At 71.2% G+C, this 15044-nt stretch carries 16 protein-coding genes; 9 read left to right on the top strand and 7 right to left on the bottom strand.

The window, feature by feature from the left end; translation table 11 throughout:
- Positions 1-89: 89 nt before the first annotated feature.
- The 3 genes from BLW14_RS10450 (at position 90) to BLW14_RS10440 (ending at position 3211) form a co-directional block, all read left to right on the top strand.
- On the top strand, positions 90-1862 hold the full coding sequence (locus BLW14_RS10450; protein ID WP_177153944.1) for a S1C family serine protease: 1773 nt from the start codon (positions 90-92) through the stop codon (positions 1860-1862).
- Positions 1863-1961: 99 nt separating this feature from the next.
- On the top strand, positions 1962-2438 hold the full coding sequence (locus tag BLW14_RS10445) for a sec-independent translocase (protein WP_093706493.1): 477 nt from the start codon (positions 1962-1964) through the stop codon (positions 2436-2438).
- Positions 2439-2554: 116 nt separating this feature from the next.
- Positions 2555-3211 carry a hypothetical protein gene (locus BLW14_RS10440; RefSeq protein ID WP_177153943.1) on the top strand — a complete coding sequence of 219 codons (657 nt, stop codon included), beginning with the start codon at positions 2555-2557 and terminating at the stop codon, positions 3209-3211.
- 64 nt (positions 3212-3275) lie between these two features.
- Here BLW14_RS10440 and BLW14_RS10435 read toward each other — a convergent pair whose 3' ends face one another.
- The 3 genes from BLW14_RS10435 to BLW14_RS10425 are packed head-to-tail and all read right to left on the bottom strand — an operon-like array spanning position 3276 to position 6272.
- Complete coding sequence (locus BLW14_RS10435; protein WP_177153942.1) at positions 3276-4409, bottom strand: Mrp/NBP35 family ATP-binding protein; 1134 nt, start codon at positions 4407-4409, stop codon at positions 3276-3278.
- A gap of 44 nt (positions 4410-4453) precedes the next feature.
- On the bottom strand, positions 4454-5008 hold the full coding sequence (locus tag BLW14_RS10430; protein WP_093706489.1) for a DUF1003 domain-containing protein: 555 nt from the start codon (positions 5006-5008) through the stop codon (positions 4454-4456).
- Entirely contained in the window at positions 4998-6272 is a 1275-nt protein-coding gene (locus tag BLW14_RS10425; RefSeq protein ID WP_093706487.1) for a magnesium transporter MgtE N-terminal domain-containing protein, read from the bottom strand. The genes BLW14_RS10430 and BLW14_RS10425 overlap by 11 nt, the downstream gene beginning before the upstream one ends.
- A 206-nt stretch (positions 6273-6478) precedes the next feature.
- Here BLW14_RS10425 and BLW14_RS10420 point away from each other — a divergent pair, with 206 nt between their 5' ends.
- Positions 6479-7243 (top strand): hypothetical protein, encoded by a 765-nt coding sequence (locus BLW14_RS10420; RefSeq protein ID WP_093706485.1) that lies wholly within the window; start codon positions 6479-6481, stop codon positions 7241-7243.
- A 7-nt stretch (positions 7244-7250) separates the two neighbouring features.
- Here BLW14_RS10420 and BLW14_RS10415 read toward each other — a convergent pair whose 3' ends face one another.
- Complete coding sequence (locus BLW14_RS10415) at positions 7251-7766, bottom strand: hypothetical protein (protein WP_093706483.1); 516 nt, start codon at positions 7764-7766, stop codon at positions 7251-7253.
- A 10-nt stretch (positions 7767-7776) separates the two neighbouring features.
- A complete protein-coding gene (locus BLW14_RS10410; protein ID WP_093706481.1) occupies positions 7777-8898 on the bottom strand; it encodes a magnesium and cobalt transport protein CorA in 1122 nt (373 codons plus the stop codon).
- 402 nt (positions 8899-9300) lie between these two features.
- On the opposite strand from BLW14_RS10410, the gene BLW14_RS10405 reads away from it, so the two are divergent.
- Entirely contained in the window at positions 9301-9885 is a 585-nt protein-coding gene (locus BLW14_RS10405; RefSeq protein ID WP_093706479.1) for a suppressor of fused domain protein, read from the top strand.
- Between the two features lie 5 nt (positions 9886-9890).
- On the opposite strand, the gene BLW14_RS10400 is transcribed toward BLW14_RS10405, so the two are convergent.
- Positions 9891-11138: an MFS transporter gene (locus BLW14_RS10400; RefSeq protein WP_093706477.1), complete on the bottom strand. Its 1248-nt coding sequence runs from the start codon at positions 11136-11138 to the stop codon at positions 9891-9893.
- Between the two features lie 196 nt (positions 11139-11334).
- Between BLW14_RS10400 and BLW14_RS10395 the strand changes: the two genes are divergently transcribed.
- The 3 genes from BLW14_RS10395 (at position 11335) to BLW14_RS10385 (ending at position 13671) form a co-directional block, all read left to right on the top strand.
- Positions 11335-11979, top strand: coding sequence for a DUF6758 family protein (locus BLW14_RS10395; RefSeq protein ID WP_026242544.1), 645 nt, complete (start codon positions 11335-11337; stop codon positions 11977-11979).
- Between the two features lie 87 nt (positions 11980-12066).
- Entirely contained in the window at positions 12067-12933 is an 867-nt protein-coding gene (locus BLW14_RS10390) for a PHP domain-containing protein (RefSeq protein ID WP_093706475.1), read from the top strand.
- Between the two features lie 132 nt (positions 12934-13065).
- Positions 13066-13671, top strand: coding sequence for a MarC family protein (locus tag BLW14_RS10385; protein WP_026242543.1), 606 nt, complete (start codon positions 13066-13068; stop codon positions 13669-13671).
- An 89-nt stretch (positions 13672-13760) separates the two neighbouring features.
- On the opposite strand, the gene BLW14_RS34450 is transcribed toward BLW14_RS10385, so the two are convergent.
- Positions 13761-13913 carry a hypothetical protein gene (locus BLW14_RS34450; RefSeq protein WP_018520873.1) on the bottom strand — a complete coding sequence of 51 codons (153 nt, stop codon included), beginning with the start codon at positions 13911-13913 and terminating at the stop codon, positions 13761-13763.
- Between the two features lie 221 nt (positions 13914-14134).
- Between BLW14_RS34450 and BLW14_RS10375 the strand changes: the two genes are divergently transcribed.
- A complete protein-coding gene (locus BLW14_RS10375) occupies positions 14135-15022 on the top strand; it encodes an NYN domain-containing protein (RefSeq protein WP_018520872.1) in 888 nt (295 codons plus the stop codon).
- Positions 15023-15044: the final 22 nt, after the last annotated feature.

Below are 15044 nucleotides of genomic sequence, written 5' to 3'. Positions count from 1 at the left end.
CCAAACCTGGTTGAATTCCGGCAGGAATTCGGGAGGGACGCCCCTGCGGGGGCGTGCGGAGGGCCGGTTGCGGCAGTTGCGGGGAGAACATGGACGACGGGAAGCCGACCGAGCCGAAGGCGAAGTGGTGGAGCCGGCCCGCAGCGGGGCCGGTCACGGCCGGCGAGGCCCCGGAGCCCGCGCCCGCGGAGTCGGCTGTGCCGGCCCAGGCGCCCGTGTCGGCTGAGGCGCCCATGCCGACCGACCCCCCGGCAACGCCCGGGGCCCCCGAGGCCCACGGTTGTGCCGTGACACCAGGTGCGCACGATGCCCACGACCCAGCGGTGACGCCCGGCGCCGACGGGTCTGCCGTGACACCCGACGCCCCCGCCCCCCACGGCGCAGCCGAGGCGCCCGCGGTGCTCGACGTGCCCCGCGACGCGGCCCCCGACGCCCCCCAGCCGCTGCACGAGCCGGACCCGTACGGCACCCCGCCCTACGGCGGGCCCGGCCCCTGGGCGCCCGCTCCTCACGTACAGCGGCCGACGCCCGCGCACGGCACCCCCGTACCCCCGCCGTACGCGGGGACGGACGGCGCGGGGATGCCCGTGCCGCACGATCACACGACCCAGGCCTTCCCGCCCCCGGGGGCTCCGCAGCCGCAGCCGCAGGACGCGCACCCGCCGTCGCCGCAGTGGCAGAGCTACGACCCGTGGGGCGCGCCCCGCCAGCCGCTCGTCACGCAGCCCGGCCCCCCGCTCCCGGACGGCCGGCGCAGGAACCGGCGCGGCACGATGCTCATCGGCGCCCTGCTGCTGGCCCTGGTCGCGGGCGGCATCGGTGGCGGGATAGGCGCGTACATAGAGCGCAACGGCGGCCTCACCAGCGTCGAACTGCCCCAGGACGAGCGGGACGGCGGCGGCCGTGCCCCCGACAGCGTGGCCGGTATCGCGGCGAGCGCCCTGCCCAGCGTGGTCACCCTGCACGTCAGCGGCGACACCGAGTCGGGTACCGGCACGGGCTTCGTCCTCGACGACCGGGGCCACATCCTCACCAACAACCACGTGGTCGCCCCGGCCGGTTCCTCCGGCGACATCACCATCACCTTCAGCGGGGGCGAGACCGCGACCGCCGAGGTCGTCGGCAAGGACAGCGGCTACGACCTGGCCGTGGTGAAGGTCAGCGGTGTCTCCGGGCTGAAGCCGCTGCCGCTGGGCAACTCCGACAACGTGCAGGTCGGCGACCCGGTCGTGGCCATCGGCGCGCCCTTCGACCTGTCCAACACCGTCACCTCCGGCATCATCAGCGCCAAGGACCGGCCGATCACCGCGGGCGGCGAGAAGGGCGACGGCAGCGACGTCAGCTACGTCAACGCGCTCCAGACCGACGCCCCGATCAACCCGGGCAACTCCGGCGGTCCGCTGGTCGACACCGACGCCCACGTCATCGGCATCAACAGCGCCATCCGCGCCGCCGACAGCGGCTCGGCCGGCGAGGGCGGGCAGGCCGGGTCCATCGGCCTCGGCTTCGCCATCCCGATCAACCAGGGCAAGCTCGTCGCCGAGGAGCTGATCAACACCGGCAAGGCGACCCACCCCGTGATCGGCGTCACGCTCGACATGAAGTACAACGGCGACGGCGCCAAGGTCGGCGGGAGCACCGTGGGCTCCTCGCCCGTCACGGCGGGCGGCCCCGCCGACAAGGCCGGCATTGAGGCGGGCGACGTCATCACCGAGGTGGACGGGAAGCGGGTGCACAGCGGCGAGGAGCTGATCGTCAAGATCCGCTCGCACCGGCCCGGGGACGATCTGAAGCTGACCGTGACCCGCGGTGGTAAAGACCTGTCCATTACTTTGACGCTGGGATCGGCAACCGGCACCTGACGGCCACGGGAAGCTACCGTCCGGACGGATTCGCCGGGTACCGTGTTCGATGTCCGGACCTCATCCGAGCTGGTCGCGGAGAATACGAGGAGCCGCTAGGTGTTCAACGACATAGGTGCACTGGAACTGCTGACGCTCGCGGTTCTCGGCGTGCTCGTCTTCGGCCCGGACAAGCTGCCCAAGGTCATCCAGGACGTCTCCCGGTTCATTCGCAAGATCCGCGAGTTCTCGGAGAGCGCCAAGGAGGACATCCGCACGGAGCTGGGCCCGGAGTTCAAGGACTTCGAGTTCGAGGACCTCAACCCCAAGACGTTCGTCCGCAAGCAGCTGATGGACGGCAACGACGACCTGGGGCTGAAGGAGATCCGCGAGAGCTTCGACCTGCGCAAGGAAGTCACCGAGATCACCGACGTGGTGAACGGGCGCGACACCGCGTCCGTGGAGGCGAAGACCGGCGTGTCGGGCGGGGCCTCCGTCACCGCCGCGAACGGCTCGAAGGGTGCTCCCGACCTGCTCAAGAAGGGCGAGCAGCCGCCGAAGGACACCCCGCCGCCGTTCGACGCGGACGCCACCTGAGGGCTGCCAATCCCGGGTCGCCCGGGCGGTATGGCTATTCTCCATCTGTCCGGTTGTGAGACGCCCGCGGGGGGCGGGCCGCTCCGGACCTACGGATCGAGGAGGCGGCCGGGCTGATGGAGACGACGAGTCGGGTGGGCGCACAGGACGCGCCGGACACGGTGGAGGCGGTCCCGGCGGCCCGGCTCATGGTGGTCGACGGCTACCTGAAGGCCCCGTTCCCCTGGTACGCGCTGGACGAGGCGTTCACCGGCCCGCGCCGGCTGATGCCGCTGGGCACCGCCGCCGACGGCGAGGTGCAGCACGGTTCCATCGGCCACGGCGACGAACCGGTGGTACGGGGCGACTCCGCGGCCGACAAGCAGCGGTTCGCGGTCGTGGTCACCGTCGCCAGCAGCCCCGTGCGGCGCAGCGGTGACGGCACCGGGGTGCTGGAGGCGACGACGGTCTCCTCCGCGGCCTGGCTGGCCGGTTCCGGGCTGCTGTCCTGCACCTGGCCGCCGCAGCTCGACCACACCCTGCGCGACGACTGGCTGGACCAGCAGACCGAGACGGCGTTCGAGCTCGCCGACGATCTGGAGGGCCCCGCCTGGTCGGCGCTGTCCCTGCCGGTCGACGGCGTGCCGGTGCCCTTCCACTACCGCGAGTCCGAGTTCGGCTGGGTGCTGGCCGGCTCCGCCCCCGGCGGGGTGCACATCGGCGCCTACGGGCGCGGGATGAGCGCGTACGGGCTGGGCTTCTCGGTGGTCAAGGACATCGAGGCGTACGCGTAACGCATACGGCGACGGGGAAGGCCGGGACCCTCGGGTCCCGGCCTTCCCCGTGTCCGTGCGGAGGTCAGAACTTGTTGCGCGGGGTGATGCCCAGCGACATGCCCGACAGGCCGCGCTGACGGCCGCTCAGCTTGCCCGCGATCGTGCGCAGCGCCTTGCCGGCGGGGGAGTCGGGGTCGGACAGCACGACGGGCTTGCCCTCGTCGCCGCCCTCGCGCAGCCGTACGTCGATCGGGATCGCGCCCAGCACCGGCACCTCGGCGCCGACCGTCTTCGTCAGCCCCTCGGCGACCTTCGCGCCGCCGCCCGAGCCGAAGACGTCGACCATCTCGTCGCAGTGCGGGCACGGCATGCCCGACATGTTCTCGACGACGCCGACGATCTTCTGGTGGGTCTGGACGGCGATCGAGCCGGCCCGCTCGGCCACCTCGGCGGCGGCCTGCTGCGGGGTCGTGACGACCAGGATCTCCGCGTTCGGCACCAGCTGCGCCACCGAGATCGCGATGTCACCGGTGCCCGGCGGCAGGTCCAGCAGCAGGACGTCCAGGTCCCCCCAGAACACGTCGGCCAGGAACTGCTGGAGCGCGCGGTGCAGCATCGGGCCGCGCCACACCACCGGGGCGTTGCCCGGGGTGAACATCCCGATCGAGATGACCTTCACGCCGTGCGAGGACGGCGGCATGATCATGTTCTCGACCTGGGTCGGCCGGCCGTCCACACCGAGCATCCGGGGCACGCTGTGGCCGTAGATGTCCGCGTCCACGACGCCGACCTTGAGCCCGTCCGCCGCCATCGCCGCGGCCAGGTTCACCGTCACCGAGGACTTGCCGACGCCGCCCTTGCCGGAGGCGACCGCGTACACCCGAGTCAGTGAGCCGGGCTTCGCGAAGGGCACCTCGCGCTCCGCCGTGCCGCCGCGCAGGGACGCCGCGAGGTCCTTGCGCTGCTCGTCGCTCATGACGTCGAGGGTGACGTCGACCCGGGACACGCCCTCGACGCGGGCCACCGCGTCGGTCACGTTCCGGGTGATCGTCTCGCGCATCGGACAGCCGGAGACGGTGAGGTACACCGTGACAGCGACCACACCGTCAGGATCGATGTCGACCGATTTCACCATGCCCAGCTCGGTGATCGGACGGTGGATCTCGGGGTCGTTCACTGTCGCCAGTGCCTCAAGCACCGCGTCTTCCGTAGCCATACGGACGATGGTACGGCGCCTTGCCGTACGCGCGGGTAGCCCCGTCAGCGGTCTTCGTCACTCTCGGCGGACCACAGCGCCCGGCGGTCGTCCAGGTCCTTCACCAGGTCCTCCAGTTCGGAGCGGATCCAGTCCCGGGTGGCGACCTCGCCGAGCCCCATCCTGAGCGCCGCGATCTCCCTGGTCAGGTACTCGGTGTCGGCGATGGAGCGCTCGTTCTGCTTGCGGTCCTGCTCGTGCGTGACCCGGTCCCGGTCGTCCTGCCGGTTCTGCGCGAGCAGGATCAGCGGGGCCGCGTACGAGGCCTGGAGCGAGAGCATCAGGGTCAGGAAGATGAACGGGTACTCGTCGAACCGCACGTTCGGCGGGGCGAAGATGTTCCACGCCACCCACACGATGATGATCAGCGTCATCCAGACGATGAACCGGCCGGTGCCCAGGAAGCGCGCGATGCGCTCCGAGAACCGGCCGAACGCCTCGGGGTCGTACTCGGGCAGCAGCCTGCGGCGCGGCGCCTTCGGCTGGTCGAGCCGGTTGCGCGGCGTGCGGGTCAGCGCGGTCGAGCCGTTCGACGCGCGGGCGCGGTCGTCACCGGTCACGGAGCACCCCCTCACGGCCGTGGAAGTCGGTCTCCCGCCAGTCCTCCGGCAGCAGGTGGTCCAGCACGTCGTCGACGGTCACCGCGCCGAGCAGCGAGCCGCTCTCGTCCACCACCGGCACCGAGACCAGGTTGTACGCCGCAAGGTAGCTGGTCACCACCGACAGCGGGGTGTCAGGCGGCAGCGGCACCAGGTCGCTGTCCAGGAGCGAACTGACCAGAGTGAACGGCGGATCGCGCAGCAGCCGCTGGAAGTGCACCGTGCCCAGGTACTTGCCCGTCGGCGTCTCGTCCGGCGAGCGGCACACGTACACCTGCGCGGCGAGCGCCGGGGACAGGTCCGACTGGCGGACCCGGGCGAGCGCGTCGGCGACCGTGGCGTCCGGGCGCAGAATGACCGGCTCCGTCGTCATCAGGCCGCCCGCGGTGCGCTCCTCGTACGACATCAGCCGCCGCACGTCCGCCGCGTCGCCGGGGCGCATCAGCGTCAGCAGCCGCTCCTTGTCCTCCTCGGGGAGCTCCGAGAGCAGGTCGGCCGCGTCGTCCGGGTCCATCGCCTCCAGGACGTCCGCCGCCCGCTCCTCCTGGAGCTTGCCGATGATCTCGACCTGGTCGTCCTCGGGCAGCTCCTCCAGGACGTCGGCGAGCCGGTCGTCGTCCAGCGCGGCCGCGACCTCCGCCCGGCGCTTGGGGGTCAGGTGGTGCAGGGCATTGGCTACGTCGGCGGGGCGCAGCTTCTCGAAGGTCGCCACCAGGGACTCGGCGCCCTGTCCGTGCTCCTCCAGCGAGAAGCCCTTCACCGCCGACCACTCGACGGTCAGCGTCTCGCCCTTGCGGCGCAGCGCCCCGCCCCGGCCCTTGCGGACGAAGTACTTGTCGATCTCCCAGTCCCGGCGGGCGGGCAGCTGCTGGATCGCCACGTCCAGGATGGTGACCTCCTCGTCCGTCTCCACCAGGCGCACCCGGCGGTCGAGGAACTCGCCGAGCACCAGGCGTTCGGTGGGCCGCTGTTCGAAGCGCCGCATGTTGACCACACCGGTGGTGATCACCTGCCCCGACTCCACGCCCGTCACCCGGGTCATCGGCAGGAAGATCCGCCGCCGGCTCACCACCTCGACGACCATGCCGAGCAGCCGGGGCGGACGGCCTCCGACGCGCAGCATCGCGACCAGGTCGCGCACGCGTCCCACCTGGTCGCCGTTGGGGTCGAAGACGGGCACACCCGACAGGTGCGAGACGAAGACCCGGGGCGTGACGGGTGTCATCCCTGCGCCTCCTCGTTGGTTCCGGACCGCGCCCGGCCGCCCGCTTCCGACAGTTATTGCACTGTTATGACGTGATCAGGCTAGCCCGTACCCTCGCGGACCGCCCCGGCGGACCGTCCGTACGGCTCTGGGCCCATTGGCGTAGGCCACCCGGGTACGCTGCCGTCTGCCACCCCCCACCATGGAGACGAGAGGCAGTGCGCCCTGTGACCTCTTCCGCCCCGGCCGTCCGTACCCGCCGCCGGACCGCGTGCCTCGCCCTCGTGCTCTGCGCGGGGCTGACCGCGGCCCTCACCGCGTGCGGGGGCGAGGACCCGGACAAGGGGACCAACGGCCTGGGCAAGCTGTCCGCGCCGGAGATCGAGAAGAAGGCGCAGGCCGCGGTGGACTCCGCGGACGCTGTGCGCCTCGCCGGGACGCTGGTCAGCAAGGGCGGCACGTACAAGATCGACATGCGGCTCAAGAACAAGGGCGGCGCGGGCTCCGTCACCTCGAAGAACAGTGCCTTCACGCTGCTGCGGATCGGTGACGAGCTGTACCTCAAGGCCGACGCCGGCTTCTGGAGCCACGACGAGAACGGCGGGGACGGCAAGGGCGGGGCGGCCGCGGCGGACAAGCTGGAGGACAAGTACGTCAAGGTCCCCCAGGACGACCCCACGTACAAGCAGCTCAGCGGCTTCACCGACAAGAAGGTGCTGCTCGACGGGATGCTCACGCTGCACGGCGAGCTCACCAAGGGCGACCGCGGTGAGGCCGGCGGGGTGCGCACGGTACGCATCATGGGCGGCGAGGGCTCGGGCGGAGCGCTCGACGTGTCGCTCGAGGGCACGCCGTATCCGCTGCGCTTCGCCCGGGCCGGCGGCGGAGGCGTGATCACGCTCGCCGACTGGGGCAAGGACTTCACGCTGAAGGCCCCGGCCGAGGACGAGACCGTCGACTACGGCAAGCAGCTTCCCAAGACGTCGTCCTAGGTCGCCTCTACTTACGCAGCGAGCGCTTGAGCAGGCGCGGCAGGCCCGCCGGGACCGGCAGCCGGGTCGTCGCCGTCGTCGGCAGCGGCGCGGCCGCCCCGGAGGTGTCGGGCAGTTCGGTGCGCGCGTCGAGGGGCGTGAGCCGGACGACCCGGCACTCGCGCGCCCAGCGGTCCGTCATCCGCTCCGCGTCCGGCGCGTTCAGCCGCTTGCCCTTCAGCTCGGCGACGGCGGCCTCCCACTCCTCGGAGCGCGGGGCGAGCACGGCGACCGCGGCCGACCAGGCGACGAGGCGGCCGCCCTTGTCCTTGCTGCGGACGGTCACCTCGGCGGTGGCGCCCTCGGTGAGCCCGGCGGGCAGCGGCTGCTCGCCGGGGCCGTCGCCGACGAGGTGGGCGGCGCCCTCGTGCCACACGTGCCACAGCGCCCGCGCCGGACCGGTGCCGCGCACCCAGATGAGGCCCGACTTCTTTGTGGCCTCCTCGACGAGGGCCGTCCCGAGCAGAGTGTCAGCAGCAGTCATGAGGCAGAGCTTAGAGCCAGCCGTTGCGCTTGAGCATGCGGTGGATGGAGAAGCAGACCACGCCGATGAAGCCCATCACCGTCGGATAGCCGTACGTCCAGCCCACCTCCGGCATGTGCTTGAAGTTCATGCCGTAGACCCCGCAGATCATCGTCGGTACGGCCACGATGGCCGCCCAGGACGTGATCTTGCGCATGTCCTCGTTCTGTGCGACGGTCGCCTGCGCCAGGTTGGCCTGGAGGATGGAGTTCAGCAGCTCGTCGAAGCCGATGACCTCTTCCTGGACGCGCACCAGGTGGTCGGCGACGTCCCGGAAGTACTTCTGGATGTCCGGGTCGATCAGCCGCATAGGGCGCTCGCTCAGCAGCTGCATCGGGCGCAGCAGCGGGGAGACGGCCCGCTTGAACTCCAGTACCTCACGCTTGAGCTGGTAGATCCGTCCGGCGTCCGACCCGCGCGAACTGCCCTTGTCCGGCGTGGAGAAGACCTCGATCTCCACCTCGTCGATGTCGTCCTGCACGGCTCCCGCCACCGCGATGTACCCGTCGACGACGTGGTCCGCGAGGGAGTGCAGCACCGCTGACGGGCCCTTGGCGAGCAGCCCGGGGTCGTCCTCCAGGCGTTGGCGCAGGGCGCGCAGCGAGCCGTGGCCGCCGTGGCGGACGGTGATGACGAAGTCCCGGCCGGTGAAGCACATGACCTCGCCGGTCTCCACGACCTCGCTGGTCGCGGTCAGTTCGGCGTGCTCGACGTAGTGGATGGTCTTGAAGACGGTGAACAGGGTGTCGTCGTACCGCTCCAGCTTCGGGCGCTGGTGGGCGTGGACCGCGTCCTCCACTGCCAGCGGGTGCAGCCCGAACTCCCGGGCGATGCCGGCGAACTCCTCCTCGGTCGGCTCGTGCAGGCCGATCCAGGCGAAGCCGCCGTCTTCACGGACCTGGAGCATCGCCTCGCGCGGGGTGCGGCAGGTGCCCTCCGTCTCGGGGAGGCGGCGGCCGTCGCGGTAGACCGCGCAGTCGACGACCGCGCTGGAGGCGGACGGGTCGCGGGTCGTGTCGTAGCTGTTGTGCAGGGGGGCGGGCTTGCGCAGGGAGGGGCGCACGACGGCGCGCAGGTCACGGATCATCGACATGGCTGGCTCCTTCACGGAGGGCCGTCGTCGGGAGCCTGGAACAGCCCGGAATGGGGACGTGGACTCACATCCGCAAAGCGGGCGGCACCGCGGCGGCACGATGACGGCGTTCGCTACAGACAGGCAAAAAGACGTGCTCTTCCGTCATGCGACATGCCGTGGGCCCGACCGGGTGTCAGATCACGCGGAGAGGCGTTCGGCGGAAGAGCGGTTGGTACTGCACGATCGACTCGGATCCACCGCAGCCCCACCTCCTCCAGCCGGTCCCCCGTGAGGGACGACGTAGTCCGGGACTTGAGAGCGACGCTTCTGCGTGCTGTCCCGGCCGACGCCCCAGGCTAGCAGCCGTTACAGGGCCAATCCCTTACTTTGCCCGTTCCATACGCGACCTATGCTCACCGCATGGCAGAAATTCTTGCTCTGGTCGAGGCGCGTCTGCGGACGGCCCTGGGCGAACCGGACGCGCGCGCGGCAGTGACGTTTCTCGGGACGGACCGGATCGAGGTGCTCCGGTTCATCGACGGGGACATCGTGCGGTACGCCACGCTCGGCATGTCCGACCGGCCGATGTCCGACCCGACCGCCGTCGTGGCCGACCCGCTGAAGGGCCCCCGTGCCGAACTGGTGCTCTCGGTACGGGGCGGGCTCGCCGACACCGACCAGGTGCTGCGCAAGCTCGCGGTGCTCGCGGCCTCGCCGCAGGTGGAGGGGCTGATCGTGGCGCCGGGGGCGTCGCTGGACGTCGGCGAGCCGCTGTGGCCGGGCGCGCCCTTCACCTCGGTGCTGGTCGCGGAGAGCGGGGGGCTGGTCGAGGACCTGGAGCTGGACGGGACGCTGGAGCCCGTGCGCTTCCTGCCGCTGCTGCCGATGACGCACAACGAGGCTGCCTGGAAGCGGGTCCGGGGGGCGCAGGAACTGCAGGAGAAATGGCTGTCGCAGGGGACCGACCTGCGCGACCCCCTGCGGCAATCCGTGAATCTGGACTGACGGCGTCAGTTGGCGAAGACCGTGACGCCGTCCTCCGTGGCGTGCTTCGGCTCCAGCTCCTCCGCCTCGTGGGTGAGCGCGGAGCGCCGTACCCAGACCACGACGGCGCCCAGGACCGAGGCGGCGGCGGCGACCACGAACGGGATGTGGATGTTGCTCCACTCCTCGATCTTCGGGGCCAGGTAGGGCGCCGCGGCGGCGGCGAACCAGCGGACGAAGTTGTAGCCCGCGCTCGCCACCGGGCGCGGCGCGTCCGAGACGCCGAGGGCCAGCTCCGTGTAGACGGTGTTGTTCATGCCGATCAGTGCGCCGGACACGATCGTGCAGACGATGGCCGTGGTGTGGCTGCCGTAGCCCAGGACGACCAGGTCGGCGGCGAGCAGCACGAGCGAGGCGCCGAGCACCTTCAGCGATCCGAACCGCTGCTGCAGCCGGGGCGCGACGAGCACCGAGAACACCGCGAGCAGCAGGCCCCAGGCGAAGAAGACGGCACCGGACTTGTACGGCGTCATGTCCAGCACGAACGGGGTGAACGCCAGGATCGTGAAGAACGCGTAGTTGTAGAAGAACGCGGAGGCGGCGACGGAGGCGAGCCCGCCGTGGCCGAGGGCCTTGACGGGGTCGAGCAGCGAGGTCTTGCGGGCGGGCCTCGGCTGCTCCTTCAGGAACGCCGTGATGCAGACGAAGCCGATCGCCATCAGCGCGGCCGTCCCGAAGAACGGGTAGCGCCAGCTGGCGTCACCGAGCAGGGCGCCGAGCAGCGGCCCGCACGCCATGCCGAGCCCGAGCGCCGACTCGTACAGCAGGATCGCCGCAGAGCTGCCGCCGGCCGCCGCGCCGACGATCACCGCGAGCGCGGTCGAGACGAACAGCGCGTTGCCCAGTCCCCAGCCGGCCCGGAAGCCGACCAGTTCGGCGACGGACGAGGAGGTGCCGGAGAGCGCCGCGAAGACCACCACGAGCGCGAGTCCGGCCAGCAAGGTCTTACGGCCGCCGATGCGGCTGGAGACGAAGCCGGTCACCAGCATCGCGACGGCGGTGATCAGGAAGTACGAGGTGAAGAGCAGCGACACCTGGCTCGGCGTCGCGTCCAGGCCCTTGGCGATGGACGGCAGGATCGGGTCCACCAGGCCGATGCCCATGAACGCGACGACGGAAGCGCCCGCCGTGGCCCAGACGGCCTTCGGCTGGCGCAGGATGCTGACCGGCTCCTGGTTGAACGGATCCTCTCCCGGTACTGCCTCTGACGGCATGGGACCTCTCCCTCTCCACTGGATCGATGCGTTATGCACAGAATAAGTTAGAGAACCTAATGAATGCAAGTTACATCTAAATTGGCCGACAGGGACCCGGTGGCCGGACGGTGCCGGGGTAGAGGGTCCTGGGTGCGCGCCGCGCGAGGGTGATCGTCCTTGACGCGGCGACGGCCGGAGAGGACCGTTGGTCGGTATGAGGGGCGAACCAAGTTGCCCGAAGTGCGGAGGCCGGGTCAGGGCGCCCGGGCTCTTCGCCGACTCCTGGCAGTGCGATGTCCACGGCGGGGTGCACCCGCTCCAGCCGGTCGTCCCGCCGAGCGTCGAGGCGCTCGGCGTGGTGGTGCACCGGGCCCAGGTACCCGTGTGGATGCCCTGGCCGCTCCCGGTGGGCTGGCTGTTCACGGGCGTGGCCTGCGCCGGTGACGACCGCACCGGAGGCCGCGCCACCGCCGTCGCCTGTTCCGGACCCGGCCCGCTCGGCGGGATGGGCGAGCTGCTGCTCGTCGCGGAGGAGCTGGGCGTCGGGCTCGGCGCGCGGTACGCGGGCATCGACGGCCCCGACCCCGGGCCCTCGCTGCGAGTGGACGGGCCCCCTGACTCCAAGGTGCTCGCCGCCGGCCGCCCCACCCCGCTCTGGCACGTCAAGGACGCCCCCGCGGACCGGGCCGTCTTCGCCGGCGAGGCGTGCGGCCTGTGGCTCTGGGCCATCGTGTGGCCCGAGCAGTCCGGGCTGCTCATGTACGACGAGCTGGTGCTGACGGACCTGCGCGACGCCGGGGGAGAGGTCGACCTGGTGCCCTGCGGCGCGCTGACCCCTCGCCTGCTGACGGGGCCCTGACGGGACCTTCGCGCCGTCCGGATCAAGCCCGCGCGCCGGTTATCCTGGGGTGCCCCCCCGCCCGCCGCGAGCACTGGAGTCCGAGTCGTGCGCATCGACCTGCACACCCACTCCACCGCGTCGGACGGCACGGACACCCCCGCCGAGCTGGTGCTGGGCGCCGCCGCCGCGGGCCTCGACGTCGTCGCCCTCACCGACCACGACACCGTGCGCGGGCACGCCGAAGCCCTCGCAGCCCTGCCCGAAGGGCTCACCCTCGTCACGGGCGCCGAGCTGTCCTGCCGCGTCGACGGCGTGGGCCTGCACATGCTGGCGTACCTCTTCGACCCGGACGAGCCCGAGTTCGCCCGCGAGCGCGAGCTGGTGCGCGACGACCGGGTGCCGCGCGCCCGCACCATGGTCCGCAAGCTCCAGGAGCTGGGCGTCCCCGTCACCTGGGAGCAGGTCGCCCGCATCGCCGGCGACGGCTCGGTCGGCCGGCCGCACGTCGCCACCGCCCTCGTGGAGCTCGGCCTCGTCCCGACCGTGTCCGACGCCTTCACGCCCGAGTGGCTCGGCGACGGCGGACGCGCGTACGCGGAGAAGCACGAGCTGGACCCCTTCGACGCGATCCGGCTCGTCAAGGCCGCGGGCGGTGTCACCGTCTTCGCCCACCCGGCCGCCGTCAAACGCGGGCGTACGGTCACGGAGGCACGGATCGCCGAGCTGGCCGCCGCCGGGCTCGACGGCATCGAGGTCGACCACATGGACCACGACGAGCCGGCCCGGACCAGGCTGCGCGCGCTCGCCCGCGAGCTCGGGCTGCTGACGACCGGCTCCAGCGACTACCACGGCACCCGCAAGACCGTGGAGCTCGGCGCGTACACCACCGACCCCGAGATCTACGGCGAGATCACCCGGCGCGCCACGGGAGCCTTCCCGGTGCCGGGCGCCGGCGGACCCGCCGCCCCGTAACGGCCACCGGGTCCTCACCCGCTCGTTCACCAGTACACCCCGCCGCCGTCCGGCACCTCCGGGCGGCGCGGCGGTGCGCCCCTTCCCCGCGGCCACCCACCGCATGCCCGCTCTCTCCCGCAAGGCTCACCCGTGTTCGACGTCGCTGTCTTCGGATCCCTTTTTCTCACGCTTTTTGTGATTATGGATCCGCCCGGAATCACTCCGATCTTCCTCGCCCTCACCGCGGGCCGCCCCGCCAAGGTGCAGCGCCGGATGGCGCTCCAGGCCGTCGCCGTCGCCTTCGGCGTCATCGCCGTCTTCGGCGTGCTCGGCCAGCAGATCCTGGACTACCTGCACGTCTCCGTCCCCGCGCTGATGATCGCCGGCGGTCTGCTCCTGCTGCTCATCGCGCTCGACCTGCTGACCGGCAAGACCGACGAGCCGACGCAGACCAAGGACGTCAACGTCGCCCTCGTGCCCCTCGGCATGCCGCTGCTGGCCGGGCCCGGCGCGATCGTCTCGGTGATCCTCGCCGTGCAGCACGCCGACAGCGCGGCGAGCCAGGTCTCCGTCTGGACGGCGATCCTCGCCATGCACATCGTGCTCTGGCTGACCATGCGCTACTCGCTGCTGATCATCCGCGTCATCAAGGACGGCGGCGTCGTCCTCGTCACCAGGCTGGCGGGCATGATGCTGTCCGCCATCGCCGTGCAGCAGATCATCAACGGCGTCACCCAGGTGATCCAGGGCACCTGACGCCTCCGGACGCAGCAGCGCCCCCGCACGGACGTTCCGTACGGGGGCGCTTCGTCTTCGTTACGACGGCAACTCACATCGGCAAGGTGTTATGAAGCCGGGCTTTCGGCCGGTCGGATATAGATGCGCTGGCCCGTGGCGGCGGCCTGCTGCACGATCCGGTTGACGGAGGCGGCGTCCACGACGGTGCTGTCCACGGCGGTACCGTCGACGTCGTCGAGTCGCATGATCTCGAAGCGCATAGGGCTTCCCTTCGTCTGATCCTCCTGCTGGAGAACTACTGGGCGGACGGTGTCCCGTCCGCGAGGATGAGGAGCGCCAGGCATACGTGTCGAGCGCCCCACGATGGTGACAACGACTTGCCCCCTGCAAACATTCCCTACGCTAAGGAAATTTTTTGGATGTCTAACTACCCACTGGTAATCAGGCTTCTCCGCACGACCGGCAGCGCGACGGGACCCGCATGAACGTCGCGGAGATCGGCGAGCGTCTCGACCGCACCAACGCCCTGCTCGAACGCGTCCTCGCCGAGGTCTCGAAGACCCCTTCCACCCACGCGATCTTCGTGGACGCCGGTTATGTGTACGCCGCCGCCGGGCTGCTCGTCACCGGCACCGAGGACCGGCGCTCCTTCGACCTCGACGCCGAAGGGCTGATCGAGGCGTTCATCGACAAGGCCCGCACCATCTTCGCGGACAGCAGACTGCTGCGCGTGTACTGGTACGACGGGGCCCGGCGCCGTATCCACACCACCGAGCAGCAGACCATCGCCGAACTCCCCGACGTCAAGGTCAGGCTCGGCAACCTCAACGCCAACAACCAGCAGAAGGGCGTCGACTCCCTCATCCGCACCGACCTGGAGTCGCTCGCCCGCCACCGCGCCATCAGCGACGCCGCGCTCGTCGGCGGCGACGAGGACCTGGTGTCCGCCGTCGAGGCCGCGCAGGGCTACGGCGCCCGGGTCCACTTGTGGGGCATCGAGGCGGGCGAGGGCCGCAACCAGGCGGAGCCGCTGCTCTGGGAGGTGGACAGCCAGCGCACCTTCGACCTGGACTTCTGCCGCCCGTACGTGACCCGGCGCGCCGTCACCACGTACGAGGAGGACGCCCCCGCACCCTCCCGCGAGGACGTCCAGTTCGTCGGCGCGCAGATCGCGGCGGCCTGGCTCGCCGCGCGCGGCCGGGAATCGCTGGCCGACCTGCTGCCCGGCCACCCCTTCCTGCCGGGCTCGGTCGACCAGGACCTGCTGCACGAGGCCGAACGCCTCCTCCAGCGCTCCCTGCGCGGCCACCCACCACTGCGGCGGGCCCTGCGCGACGGCTTCTGGCAGCACCTCCAGGCGCAGTACTGAAGGCGGCGCGGGGGTTACGCGG

The sequence above is a fragment of the Streptomyces sp. 2131.1 genome, from assembly GCF_900105515.1.
GTDB classification, from domain to species: Bacteria; Actinomycetota; Actinomycetes; order Streptomycetales; family Streptomycetaceae; genus Streptomyces; species Streptomyces drozdowiczii.
The sequence above is the reverse complement of the archived record's forward strand: the minus strand, read 5'-3'. Positions and strand labels throughout refer to the sequence as shown.

Bases quoted from the DNA above. Each gene is read 5' to 3' on its own strand.
- BLW14_RS10450 (WP_177153944.1), top strand. From the start codon at position 90: ATGGACGACGGGAAGCCGACCGAGCCGAAGGCGAAGTGGTGGAGCCGG.
- BLW14_RS10440 (WP_177153943.1), top strand. From the start codon at position 2,555: ATGGAGACGACGAGTCGGGTGGGCGCACAGGACGCGCCGGACACGGTG.
- BLW14_RS10435 (WP_177153942.1), bottom strand. From the start codon at position 4,409: ATGGCTACGGAAGACGCGGTGCTTGAGGCACTGGCGACAGTGAACGAC.
- BLW14_RS10425 (WP_093706487.1), bottom strand. From the start codon at position 6,272: ATGACACCCGTCACGCCCCGGGTCTTCGTCTCGCACCTGTCGGGTGTG.
- BLW14_RS10415 (WP_093706483.1), bottom strand. From the start codon at position 7,766: ATGACTGCTGCTGACACTCTGCTCGGGACGGCCCTCGTCGAGGAGGCC.
- BLW14_RS10410 (WP_093706481.1), bottom strand. From the start codon at position 8,898: ATGTCGATGATCCGTGACCTGCGCGCCGTCGTGCGCCCCTCCCTGCGC.
- BLW14_RS10405 (WP_093706479.1), top strand. From the start codon at position 9,301: ATGGCAGAAATTCTTGCTCTGGTCGAGGCGCGTCTGCGGACGGCCCTG.
- BLW14_RS10400 (WP_093706477.1), bottom strand. From the start codon at position 11,138: ATGCCGTCAGAGGCAGTACCGGGAGAGGATCCGTTCAACCAGGAGCCG.
- BLW14_RS10395 (WP_026242544.1), top strand. From the start codon at position 11,335: ATGAGGGGCGAACCAAGTTGCCCGAAGTGCGGAGGCCGGGTCAGGGCG.
- BLW14_RS34450 (WP_018520873.1), bottom strand. From the start codon at position 13,913: ATGCGCTTCGAGATCATGCGACTCGACGACGTCGACGGTACCGCCGTG.
- BLW14_RS10375 (WP_018520872.1), top strand. From the start codon at position 14,135: ATGAACGTCGCGGAGATCGGCGAGCGTCTCGACCGCACCAACGCCCTG.